The organism is Paenibacillus sp. TCA20, assembly GCF_000732325.1.
Lineage (GTDB): Bacteria > Bacillota > Bacilli > Paenibacillales > Paenibacillaceae > Paenibacillus > Paenibacillus urinalis.
Genome location: NZ_BBIW01000011.1, coordinates 1 through 12,411 on the forward strand (window position 1 = coordinate 1; position 12,411 = coordinate 12,411).

The following is a 12,411-nucleotide window of genomic DNA, read 5'->3' on the forward strand; positions in this document are numbered from 1 at the left end:
AATCTCATTTTCTATACAACGGGCCGCAAGGAGCGATTGTCCCTTTTCCCTGTTGAGTGTTTTCAATCGCTAACAACTGTATATTTAGATACATTTGGAGACAATTGTATCAGTTAGGTCTAGATCTATAAAAAAGACTACTCCTATGAGTAGCCTTAATGGATAAGTTCATTCACTGTTTCGCCTTGTAAAACTCATGATACAGCTTCATCAAAGCCCGCTTCTCAATCCGGGATACATAACTCCGGCTGATGCCGAGCTCCTTCGCAATCTCACGCTGTGTGCGTTCTTCTCCGCCCGCTTCCAGCCCGAAACGCCCGACCACAACTTCCTTCTCCCGTTCATCGAGAATGTCGAGGTTCTGATAGATTTTACTCTTCTCAATCTTGAGCTGGACCTTATCCATGACCTCATCGGCTTCCGTGCCGAGGATATCGATAAGCGTAATTTCGTTACCCTCCTTATCCATTCCGATCGGATCGTGGAGTGATACGTCCTTACGAGTCTTTTTTAATGACCTCAAATGCATCAGTATTTCATTTTCTATACAACGGGCCGCAAATGTTGCGAGCTTTGTCCCTTTTCCCTGCTGAAAGCTTTCGATTGCTTTAATCAGCCCGATCGTCCCGATGGAGATAAGATCCTCCAAATCCTCGCCGGTGTTATCGAACTTCTTCACAATATGGGCAACCAGCCTCAGATTATGTTCGATCAGAAGATTACGCGATCTTGCATCGCCTTCTGCCATCAGCTTCAAATGTTTGGCTTCGTCTGCCTCTGATAACGGCTGAGGAAATGCATTGTTCTTCACATAAGAGACAAGCAGTGTCAATTCCTTAATAAATAGGGCAATGGCCGTAAAAATACCAGGCACGGGTGACACCTCCTACATTCTTCAGAGTCTACATTCTTTGTCGTCTAACTAATGTATGTAGGCATGCACCCATTCGTGCCTGTACGAACGAACCGCATCCATGTTTTTAAACATCGCTTTTTCGTTTGGCAACCGGTATTAACTTCTTATCATCGTCGGACAAATTTGATCAAGAACAGGTCAATTTAGCAACAACTGTGTAGAAAGCTGCTTACCTTTTTTTGTACTATTCTGACAGTAGTTTATAGAGGAGGCTGATGATATTGGCAGTTAAAAAACGTTATGCACACGTGGGTACAGGAGGACGGGCATCCTTCTTCTATGAAGCCATCGTGGGCAGTTATCAGGACAGCGCTGAGCTGGTTGCCTTTTGCGATTCCAATCAGACCCGCATGAATTATGCGAACAACCGGCTCGCTGAGAAGTTCCCGCATTATCGCCCCATTCCTACCTACAAAGCCGCTGATTTTGATGAAATGATTCGCACGGAGAAACCGGATGTGGTCATCGTAACGACCATTGACCGTACTCATCATCATTATATTATTCGGGCAATGGAGCTCGGCTGTGACGTCATTACCGAGAAGCCGATGACCGTGGACGAGGATAAATGCCAGCAGATCATCGACACCGTTGAACGGACCGGACAGAAGGTACGCGTGACCTTTAACTACCGCTATTCCCCGCATGCAACCAAGTTAAGGGAATTGATCCGGGATGGGGTCATCGGCGATGTGCTGCACGTCAATTTTGAGTGGCTGCTGGATACGAGACACGGAGCGGACTATTTCCGGCGCTGGCACCGGGATAAACGCAACAGCGGCGGGCTGCTCGTGCACAAGTCAACCCACCACTTCGATCTGGTTAACTTCTGGTTGAACTCCGAACCGAAGACGGTCTTTGCCATGGGAGATCTATTGTTCTATGGAAAGGAAAATGCCGAAAAGAGAGGCGTAAACTCCTTCTATCAGCGTGCATACGGCAATCCGGCAGCCAAGGAGGATCCTTTTGCGCTGGACCTTGAGAAATCTCCTTCATTAAAAGGACTGTACCTGGACGCTGAGCACGAGGACGGCTACCAACGGGATCAAAGTGTATTTGGGGAGGGTATTTCGATTGAAGACACGATGAACGTGCTTGTCAGATACAAAAATAACGCTATGCTCAATTACTCCCTTCATGCTTATGCCCCATGGGAAGGCCATATGGTATCCTTCAATGGAACCAAAGGACGCATTCAGATGCGGATTGGTGAAAAATCATATGTTAATTCCGGCGGCAAACAGACCGATGAAGGAGCAACAAGGCTCAGACAGATTCTCGTTCAGCCGATGTGGGAGGATGCTTATGAGGTTCAGCTGGAAAATAAAGCCGGTGGTCATGGCGGAGCGGACCCCATTCTGCTGGAAGACTTGTTCGGCACACCACCGGAGGATCCATTCCACCGTTCCGCATCCCATCTGGACGGAGCCATGTCCATTCTCACTGGTATAGCGGGCAACGTTTCGATGAGAACCGGGCAGGCTGTTCAGATTGAGAACTTATTAAAGTTCCCTTCCAGAGCTTAATTGAAAGCGTTCCCTATTAGGTGTCGATGCGTCTGCTTCTATTCCTTTGCATAGCGTCCATAACATAGCAGCACTTGCTTTAGTTATACAAAAGTAAGAGGATAGAGCGTATTCACTAGTTAGTTCACTCCAATTTTAGATATTTCATGCTGCTAGGAGGAACGTCTTCATCCCAAGATTGAAGAAGCCTAGCACGTGTTATGCATACCCACCAATAAAGAAGCCGCATCCTTATCGGATGCGGCGTTTTGAATCAATTTCATAATACCTTTAGCTGCTTCAATCAAGGGTATACATAGTCTTTATAAACTACTCTGCCCCGGCATCTGTCATCTTCTGGTTAGATTCCTCCGCGTATTCTCTGAAGATCGTATTGAAGTCGCCTTCGAGCACCACTCTCGGTGCTGCCTTGGCATATGGTGTATTAATCGTGCGATCGTGATCCGATTTATAAGGAATTTCCGCAAATTCATTGAAGAACGCCGCACCGTAGTTCTTGCCTTGGTATACGCTGTCCGCTCCATACTGCTCGATAATGCTGTCATTATTCAGAACCGGCATTATTCCGTTTCTGGAGAGCTTCGTCTGTACTTCTTCCGAGACGAGATATTTAATGACTTCCATTGCCGCATCTTTATTCTCCGTCATCTTCGTTAAACTGAAGTAGGTAGGGTAGGCCTGTGTACCAATTCCAGGTGCATCCGCAAAAGTCGGCATCGCGACCATATCCCAGTTCATTTTTGAGAACTCGTCAGGAAATACTGATGTGATCGAAGACAGCCAGCCGAACATCGCAAGCTCCTGAGCTTCAAGGAATTCCTTACGATAAGGCAGCTTGTTCTCATGGGCCTGCATATACTCGCGGTAGCCGGGCACATCCGCTGGTTTAACGAATACGGTCTCATAGAAGTTTTTCCAACGCTCATCCTGATCGAGTGTAGACTTTTTCGTTTCCGGGTCGACATAAGGGATGGATAAATGATTCATCAGAAGAAGATGGGTCTCTGAGGAAGATAAGCCGACATAGGACTTATCCCCTTCGGTACGTGTCAGCTTCTTGGACAGCTCCGCTGCTTCGTCCCATGTCATTCCGTCAACCGGATAATCGACTCCAAATTTATCGAACAAGTCCTTGTTGTAGTACAGCACCATCGTGTTGTTAAAGACAGGTACGCCCCATATTTGATCTCCGGAGATCTGCTTAATCGCATCGACAATGGTGGGTTCAAATTGGTTCATATCGATCTCATGCTGTTCAATCAGCTCCGTCATATCGTACTGAAGATCGAAGTCCGTTAGATATGTCGAGAATCCGCCGATGGATTCCCAGTAAATATCAATACGCTGACCCGCTGTAATCAATTCCTTCAGACCAACCTCATTGGTCTTCGGAATGTATTCGATCGTATAATCCGGAAACTTCTCCTTCAGCAGATCTCCAAAGCGCTCGTTCCAGCTCTCTACAGAGTCTCCGCTGTTGGAATACACATACAATGTATCTTTTCCATCTTTGTTATCCACAACAGGAGTTGCCGCCGCTCCTCCAGGCTCTTCCCCTCCGCCTGTATTGCCTGCACTTCCGGTTCCACCCGAGCTGCAAGCACTAAGTATCCATACCAAGCTTAAGCATAGCGTCAACATCACGGAGTAAAATTTGCGACTGTTCATAATGATCCCCCTTCAAATGTTAGAATCAAGAGAAACCTAAATCTTACTGCTGTAACAGCTGCACTTCGGAAAACAGAGAAGTATTATAATTCTCTACCGGATTATTCTCATCTCCCGCGTCAACGACCATACCAATATAAAAGGTATCCAGCCCTGCCATCGTGACAGACGACACTTCCGTCCAGGCTACACCGTCAGCGGAGTGATAGCCGGTGATGGTATTCCCTTCCTTAACCAGCTTGAACCAGTAAGGAGTGCTCAGCGATGGAATCGGTGGGGTCTGTACCATCTGTCCCCCTTCGTCTTGTCTGCTGTAGAACACGGAGCAATACTGGTCGCCTCTAACCGAAAATCCGATCATCGCTTCTTTGGCTGCCGGACTTAGGCTGCTGCGGATCATTAGTCCTGAACGATTATGAGGAGCCGTCTCAGACAACTGATCCAGTCTTGCAATGAACTCTGCATCGCCTTCGAGCTGCTGATATACGTATTGAAAGGACTGATCTTCATTCGTCTTCCCGCTGTTACCGGCGAAGAGCGGATCAATATTCCCTCCTCCTTTCACTGTAAATACACCATTTCTCAAGTCAGCATGACCGGCTATGCCCGGCTCACCGATATCGGCAGAGCTCCAAGCCCCAAGCTCACCGTTAGCATTAATATGGACGACGACTGCAGCAGAGTCCGTCTTTGTACCGCTGTTATCTACCGCTCGAGCTGTAATATAGTAGCTGCCTTCCGGCAGGTCATCCCATTTCCATTGATAAGGAGCGGATGTATCTTCTCCAAGCTTAACACCGCTTGCATAAAACTCGACTTTGGCGATACTTCCATCTGGATCAGATGCCTCGGCGTTAATCATGATCTTCCCTGGCTGGCCCTTCAAGGCATTCATCTCCGGTGAAACGATCTCAACCTCCGGATTGATGGAACCGCTTCCCACTATGTTGTTCAAATAGTTCTCCAGATTGGTATATCCATCATCATTGATGTCGCCATTCCGGTCCGCAGCATCATTCGGATTGAGGCCCTGCTCAAGCTCCCACGTATCCGGCATTCCGTCCAGATCTGTATCATCAGGTGCCGCCTTGCTGGCAAGCTCAGTCCATCCACCCACTTCCTCTGGATGGTTGATTTGTCTTCCTGTCCGGTTACGCACATCATTAACAAGTCTGGCATCGATAGAATCCCGTTTCGGCAGAATTGCCCCGGCCTGATTCAGCACCAGCTCATAAGCCTCTGCTGCAGATTGCAGAGTAACCGGTGTAACTTGAAGAGGTTCATATACCAGCTCCTTGCCCGTATCCGGATTCACGGCAATCCAGTTGTCTTCAGTCGCTGCCGGATCTCCGTCAATCACATTGCCTGATACATGAAGCTTGCCATTCGCCCCGGTCTGACTGAGGATGATGCTCCGTTTGTCCAATAACGTATCCGGTCCATACTTGTAGTAGTTGTTCACTATGTTAATATCTGCTTGATCTCCGCCATAACCGCTCAGGTAATTCCAGTTTTTCACGATGTTGTTGCTGAAATCGAAATTTTGATTGTCTTCCAGCGTTCCTTTTACTCTAGGGTTACGGCTTGAGTTATGGAGCAAAATGTTATGATGATAGCTTGCATTGCCCGCTCCCCACAAACCACCGAAGCCATGTCTTCCCTTCGAATGACTGGACATATGAAGAGCTTCACCTATAATGGACCACTGCACGGTGGTGTTCTGGTTCTCGTAAGGAGACAGCACTTCGTCAACACCCCATGTGACAGAGCAGTGATCAATCATGATATTGCTATACCTTCTGGCCGACATGCCGTCGCCGGTTGATTCGGTGTGATCCCCCATTCTAAAGCGCATATAACGTATGATCACATGATCTGCCTCGATATAAGTCGAATGGTTGTTGACACTGATGCCGTCACCGGGTGCGGTCTGCCCTGCTATAGTGATGTTGTCGCCTCGGATACGAAGCGGAGAGTCAAGCGTTATATTTCCTGACACTTTGAATACAACCGTCCGGTTCCCCTGGCTGACCGCTTCTCTTAACGAACCGGGACCGCTGTCATTCAGATTCGTCACATACACGACATCGCCGCCTCGTCCTCCGGTAGTGTACATGCCTCCTCCTTCAGCTCCCGGAAAAGCCGGGAGAGCTTCGCTGTCTGCCGCTATTTGAACAGCAGACGGAGGTTCATCCTGTGCGTATGCTTGATAGGGGACTGCGATAACTGCCAGCATAGCCGTCAGCAATGTCATTGAAACTTGGCGTTTCCATAGACTAATCATCCATTAGCCCTCCTCATTTGCAATATACAGCACTTGGCCTGGCTCCATCTGAATGTCATAAGTGTGGGAATAGATCGTTGAGGCATGGATATTGAGGTCTACACCGGTTAGTCGATATTTAGATGCGATGTCTGGAAGAACAATCGTAATATCCGTGGCCCGCTCTGCCTTAAGCTCTGCTGCAAAGCTCCTTGTCCTTTTGTTCCAAGTCATTGAAATGCTTCCGGTACAACATCGAAATCCTCGAACAGAGCCAGCTTCCAGCCGGTCAGAAAGTGCCGGCAGCAGCTTCACCATCCGTGGGGATACATACAGCAGCATCTCTTGAATAGCATTCGTAATCCCGAGGCTCGCATCGAGCTGAATCGGCGCCTGAGCTTTATTCATACTGACTCCCATATCTCTCCAGTCATTATGAACCGTAAAGAGATTCGTAAGGAGACAAGAGCGGGTCAAGATATCCAGTGAGTCTATCGCCTTCTCACCGTCTCCCAGCCTGGCATAGATCGCAGACATATGTGCCAGCGACCAGCCGGTCTGTGCTCCAAGAACACGCATATGAACAGCCTGCTCCAATCCTTGAAACAGTTCCGGACTTTCCTCGCGCGCAAATTCCTGACCCGGAAATACAGGATAGATATGGGACAGATGCCGGTGATTGTATCTGTCATGAAATTCGGAATGAATCCATTCCTTCAGGGCTCCATCCTCATTCAGTTTGTAGACAGGAAGACGCTTCAGAATCTGCTCCCAGCGAACAATATCTTCCTCACTGCCTCCCGTTCTTCGGCTGCCTTCGATAAGATTCGTGAACAGCTCTTTAATGATAGCAATGTCCATGGTAGCATTGATTGCCGTCGGCATCGGATGATCCAGTGACTCTCCCGCATCAGGCATGTAATTGCCCGGCGTATTCTCAGGTGAGACCGAAGGATATATATGGAGCAGCCCTTCCTCGTCTTCTGTTAGAAAGTCCTCATAGAATAAGGCAGCCTCCGTCATGAAGGGCAGCGCCTCGTCTCTCAGGAACTGCTCATCTCCTGTGTACAGGTAATATTCATAATAATGCCTCGACAGCCACCCGGCTGCACCGGTCCAATTCAAGATGACCGGAACGATCTGGGTCGGACTTCCGATCCCCGGCGTCGTTCCTGCCGGAATGAAGATACCTCTGGCACCGTATAGCTTACGGGCATTCTCCTTAAAGATCCCGAGCAGAGAATCATAATGACGAAACAACGGCTTCATCAGAGAGGATAGACCTCCAACAGGTGCGTGCCAATTCATCATCTGCACATTCTCATTAGCCATGTAATGACACCACATCAGTCTGTAATCTCCGCCCCATAACCCATATAAAGGCATCGGCATACCATTCTCTTCAGTAGAAGAAATATAGAGATACCTCCCGTAAGCCCACAATTTCTCAAGCAGAGAGACAGAGGCCTTACCGTCATAAGCGGTTAGAAGCAATTCTTCCGTAGATCTGTTCTCGTAATTCTCAGACTCTTCTGAGCTGATCAGCTCAACGGAAGCGGAAGAAAACAGGGCTTTGTGAAGCAATACGTGCGCTTCGAGCAGTTCTGTGTAAGAGGAACTCACTTCTGCCAATTCTTTTCTCAGACGAGACCACGCCTTGCTCCTTGCTTCCTCTGTAAATACCTTCACGAAAATAAGGACCTCATGAGCATTCGTGACCCACAGCCGTCCTCCCTCTTGCCTTACTTCTCCGCCGCTGTCTGTCTGTACCCTCAGAACTGCACCGTAATCCGTTCCATTCTCATGCCTCGCGGCAAAAGATAGAAACTCCCCTTGCGCTGCCAAATCTGTCGTCTCTTTCAAAGCTTGCAGCTGCTCAGCCCTAGAGGGATTATCACTTGGATGGATGTCGAACGTAAGGGACGCATCTATACTGGAAACACTAGATTTGAGCCTGTATACGATCATGTGATCCGCACGCGACACAAACAAGCTCCTATCATATGCCACCTCCCCATCCAGCCAGGATACGGCTACTTCTCCCGTCTCCATATTCAAGCTGCGCCGATAATGCCGAAATGCCTCCTGACCTGTCATGGAAAGTCTTAGATCCGCAAGCGGAAGAGGAGCAGACAGTGTACTGTTATACCCTTTTTCCTTAAGCGCGCGGGTAAGAACCCAGCTGGCCTCTTGGAACCGTCCCTCATCCATCAGTCCTCGTGTATCCTTAAGCGTATGACTGACGTCGGGAAGAAGGCCGATCTGTCCGCCGTGCCATAGACCGAGGTGGTTGATCAGGATCGTTTCATCCTGCACACCTCCATACACGGATGCCCCGATGACCCCGTTTCCGGAAGGCAGGGCTTCCCTCCATTTGCTCTTCCACCACGAAGAAGGATATCTCGTGACCAGCATGCTTTTACTGCTTCTATTACCGTTCTTCATCTCTGCCGTCATCACGTACAAGGTCTCCTTCCTAAGGTAGTTCGCATTGAAGAATGCGTTTACATTTTGCGATTCAGACCATTCGTGTGTGGAGCTTCATCCATCAGTTCACTGTTCTTTCAATTCGTTCTTGATCTTATCTCAGTTTTACCATGGCTCGAGGTACCGTTCTAACCTTTTCTTGCCTTAAGTTTCATCACCTTGATCTTTTTTGCTCTTATTTTATGGATTTATTTCTATCTATCTCGAACAAGGAGCGCTATACTATAACCATCTTCAAAATGCTTACATCTGGAGGTGAGATACGTGAAGGATTTCGCTATTTATCCGGCCAAGCGCAAAGGAAGCTATATGATGCCAAAATATCATTATCATGACTATTACGAAGTGTATTATCTTCTGTCGGGGCATCGCTACTATTACATTGAGAACAAACGTTATTCAATTGATAAAGGAAGTCTTCTATTCATAGGCAAAAATGAAATTCATAAAACCGTTGATTCTGATCATCAGTCACCAGATCATGAACGACTGGTGCTCTATTTCAGCAGCCGGTTCTTACGCCGCTTCTCTAATGATCAGCTGGAAATTCTGCTGTCCCCGTTCGACCGGGATAACCGCAAGGTCCAATTCAGTATCAGGGACCAGAGCTATATTGAACGGCTGATGTTTCAAATGCATCACGAATTTAATCAGCAGGACTCCTTCGGTCAAGAACTGTATTTAGAATCTCTACTCGTTCAGTTCCTGCTCTTCTCCACTCGAAAAACACAAACAGACCAGCCCGCTGTTCCGGAGGATTCCATGAACGCAAGGATGGCCGAAATTATAGCGTATTGCAACAAGCATTTTCGTGAGGAGCTGGGACTTGAGCAGCTTGCAGGGCAATTTCACATCAGCACATTTTATTTGAGCCGGCTGTTTAAGCGAACAACGGGATTCACATTCAAGGAATACATCAATACACTCCGCATTCGTGAAGCCGAGAAGCTGCTGCGCGAGTCCAATCACAAAATTATATATATATCAGAGCAGGTCGGCTTCGCGAGTGTGTCGCATTTCAATCGTAAATTCAAACAAGTCACTCGAATGGCACCCAAGGAATTCAAGAAATTATTTGAAGGCGATCGGCCGTTTCGTGAGTTCTAGCGGGTTCAGCGGGCTCAGCCTGCTCTCCACTCATCCCGGTATTCACTTGGTGTCATCCCTTCATATTTCTTGAAGATGCGATTGAAGTAGCTGTGTTTATAGCCGACACCCTCTGCGATTTCATTAATTTTTAAATCTGTTGTTCGCAGCAGCTCTTTAGCCTGGACAACGCGATAATCGGTTAAATAATCAACAAAATTGACGCCAGTGACCTGCTTAAACAAACGGCTTAGGGTGTAGGGCGTGGTTCCCACGTTATGGGCACAGCTGTCCAGTGATAAATCATGCATATAATGCAGATGAACATATCGGATCGTCTCTTCGACCATGCGTTTCATCTGAATATTGGTTCGTTTCTTGAGGTGCTCCATATACGGATGAATGACGGACTCCTTCAACAACTGCGAGAGCATGCGGGGCTCCCGAATCATGGACAGCTGCTCATACATGTTCTTTCCTTTGAACAATTGGTGAGGCTGGATTCCTGTCTGCAGGATGATGTACTGCATGCTGCCATAGAGCTGAAGAACACATTGCTGTACCCAATATTCCTTCTCATGTCCTGCCGATACTTCTCCCAGAAACTCATCAACCAAGAGCTCCATCTTCTCTTGCTCACCCATACGCATCGCCTCGGTCATTTCACGGTCCAGTGCAAATGGATAATTGGTGCTCTTCCCTGATTCGGTATGTTCATCCCAATGAACATATTCCTGGTTCATGTCAATAATCTGATTCTCATCTCTGAACAGCCGTAAAGAAGCGGCCTGATTCACCTCAATGAATAGATTCGGAAGTGATCGCACAAGCGTTGTCGGTTGACTGATCGTCACAGTAACTGCAAGTCTAAGAGTTCCACTCACTGCAGCTGTCAGCGCTTCGGCAAAGGTTTGAAGGTCATTTTGCTGAACCTCCTCCACAGGCTGAATAACGAGTACACCGATCATCAGGTTATGAAAGCTTAGAATGCTATACTGAGATAATTGATTCCTAGCAGTATCTTCGATAATGTTTGCTGCAGCAAAGGCAGCCAGCCCTTCGTCACCGATATCAAATCGAGAATGGATGCCTGACTGACCGGTCAGCTGCACGATAATGAATGTGAATTTGCGGTCAGACACAATCCATCCGTAATGCTTCATCCGCTCCCGAATATCCTTCTCGGAATAGGCTTGCAAATGCCCTTGTACGAGCTGAAGCAAGAAGCTCTCCTTGATTCTGGGCAGCTCCTCCTCCAGTCGAAGCTGAAGTGCTTTGCTCTCGAGCGAAATTTCCTGCCATTCCTGCTCAAACAGCTTGAATTCATCCATATCATAAGCATGGTGCTCAAGCTGCTTATTACCTCTGAGCAGTGTGACAAATTGTTCGACAGGAGAGTATATATGGCGTGAAGCAATCCAGGAGAGAAACAGAGCTGTGAGCAGCATCAGCAGGCTGATTGTAAAAATAATGGTGGAAATGAGCTCCACTGAAGATGTAATCACTGACATTGGCGCTGCAGCAACATAGGTCCACTGCTCCCCTAGACGATCAAACGTATTATAGGACACTGAATAGGTGACGCCTCTCCACTCCTTTATACTGCTCCCACTCGGCTGTCCTGTCTTTAAAATATCCTCTCGCAGACTGCGTTCGAATACCTCTGCCTCAACTCCCTCATTGCTGGACACCATCGGCTTCATATTCTCATCCAGCAGAAATACGCTGCCCTCATTGTATGGAGTCAGTGCCATCAGTTGATCAAGCAGCTTCTCTGGTACAAGTGACACCATGAGCACGCCAAATGATGCACCGTCTGTCCCACTTATTTTGTGCGACAGCATAATGACCGGCTCCTTCTTGGCAGGCCCCTCCTGAGATGCCCCCCGAAATATGGTAGGCTGTGTGCTCCACACAAATCGCTCAGGGCGGGCTAATAAGTTCTCATATTCTTGCTGCAGTTTAGGCTCATGCAGGTATGTAAGCTGTGGATTAAACAAATAGGGCTCATTCTCTTGCTGAATATATAATTGAACTTGCGAAATTAAAGGATGTGATCCGTGGATGATATGAAGCACCTGACTTATATTCCGCAGCTCATTACTGTTTGCGGGAAGAGAAAAATCCACCTTCTTGAGATCTTCGCCAAAGCTTGATTCCAAGGTCCAATTAGCTACGCTCTGCTCCAAATATCCCAGCAGATCATCCATGCTGGCTGCCCGCTCCTCCATTTGCTTGCGGTGCAGCTCTGTCATGTCGTTCTTGATAGCCCCTACCGCAAACCCGTAAATACCGAGACTCGCGAGGAGACCGGGAATACTTGCAGCGAACAGAATGACAAGCAGCGTTTTACGATAATACTTTCCTTTGGAGCTCGGATATTTTATCATTCCCCTCCCCCTTAATTTGGAAATTAAAGCGAATACATTATTAATTTACATAGATATGCAGTAAAAGGCAACCTA

General features: G+C 47.6%; 7 protein-coding genes. 2 read left to right on the plus strand and 5 right to left on the minus strand.

The window, feature by feature from the left end; genetic code table 11:
* Positions 1 to 172: 172 nt before the first annotated feature.
* Entirely contained in the window at positions 173 to 874 is a 702-nt protein-coding gene (gene sigK / locus TCA2_RS18950; protein WP_047913196.1) for an RNA polymerase sporulation sigma factor SigK, read from the minus strand.
* Between the two features lie 257 nt (positions 875 to 1,131).
* Between sigK and TCA2_RS18955 the strand changes: the two genes are divergently transcribed.
* Positions 1,132 to 2,442 (plus strand): Gfo/Idh/MocA family oxidoreductase, encoded by a 1,311-nt coding sequence (locus TCA2_RS18955; RefSeq protein ID WP_047913197.1) that lies wholly within the window; start codon positions 1,132 to 1,134, stop codon positions 2,440 to 2,442.
* Positions 2,443 to 2,751: 309 nt separating this feature from the next.
* Here TCA2_RS18955 and TCA2_RS18960 read toward each other — a convergent pair whose 3' ends face one another.
* Genes TCA2_RS18960 through TCA2_RS18970 form a run of 3 tightly spaced genes read right to left on the minus strand, consistent with a single transcriptional unit; the run spans position 2,752 to position 8,830 of the window.
* The gene (locus tag TCA2_RS18960) at positions 2,752 to 4,110 is read right to left on the minus strand and encodes an ABC transporter substrate-binding protein (protein WP_047913198.1); all 1,359 of its coding nucleotides are present in this window, start codon (positions 4,108 to 4,110) and stop codon (positions 2,752 to 2,754) included.
* Between the two features lie 43 nt (positions 4,111 to 4,153).
* Entirely contained in the window at positions 4,154 to 6,394 is a 2,241-nt protein-coding gene (locus tag TCA2_RS18965; RefSeq protein ID WP_152557806.1) for an Ig-like domain-containing protein, read from the minus strand.
* A 3-nt stretch (positions 6,395 to 6,397) separates the two neighbouring features.
* Complete coding sequence (locus TCA2_RS18970) at positions 6,398 to 8,830, minus strand: glycoside hydrolase N-terminal domain-containing protein (protein WP_238546457.1); 2,433 nt, start codon at positions 8,828 to 8,830, stop codon at positions 6,398 to 6,400.
* Positions 8,831 to 9,124: 294 nt separating this feature from the next.
* On the opposite strand from TCA2_RS18970, the gene TCA2_RS18975 reads away from it, so the two are divergent.
* Positions 9,125 to 9,967 carry a helix-turn-helix domain-containing protein gene (locus TCA2_RS18975; protein ID WP_047913199.1) on the plus strand — a complete coding sequence of 281 codons (843 nt, stop codon included), beginning with the start codon at positions 9,125 to 9,127 and terminating at the stop codon, positions 9,965 to 9,967.
* 14 nt (positions 9,968 to 9,981) lie between these two features.
* On the opposite strand, the gene TCA2_RS18980 is transcribed toward TCA2_RS18975, so the two are convergent.
* Positions 9,982 to 12,336 (minus strand): AraC family transcriptional regulator, encoded by a 2,355-nt coding sequence (locus TCA2_RS18980; protein WP_047913200.1) that lies wholly within the window; start codon positions 12,334 to 12,336, stop codon positions 9,982 to 9,984.
* Positions 12,337 to 12,411 lie beyond the last annotated feature (75 nt).

Bases quoted from the DNA above. Each gene is read 5' to 3' on its own strand.
- TCA2_RS18955 (WP_047913197.1), top strand. From the start codon at position 1,132: ATGATATTGGCAGTTAAAAAACGTTATGCACACGTGGGTACAGGAGGA.
- TCA2_RS18960 (WP_047913198.1), bottom strand. From the start codon at position 4,110: ATGAACAGTCGCAAATTTTACTCCGTGATGTTGACGCTATGCTTAAGC.
- TCA2_RS18965 (WP_152557806.1), bottom strand. From the start codon at position 6,394: ATGATTAGTCTATGGAAACGCCAAGTTTCAATGACATTGCTGACGGCT.
- TCA2_RS18970 (WP_238546457.1), bottom strand. From the start codon at position 8,830: ATGACGGCAGAGATGAAGAACGGTAATAGAAGCAGTAAAAGCATGCTG.
- TCA2_RS18980 (WP_047913200.1), bottom strand. From the start codon at position 12,336: ATGATAAAATATCCGAGCTCCAAAGGAAAGTATTATCGTAAAACGCTG.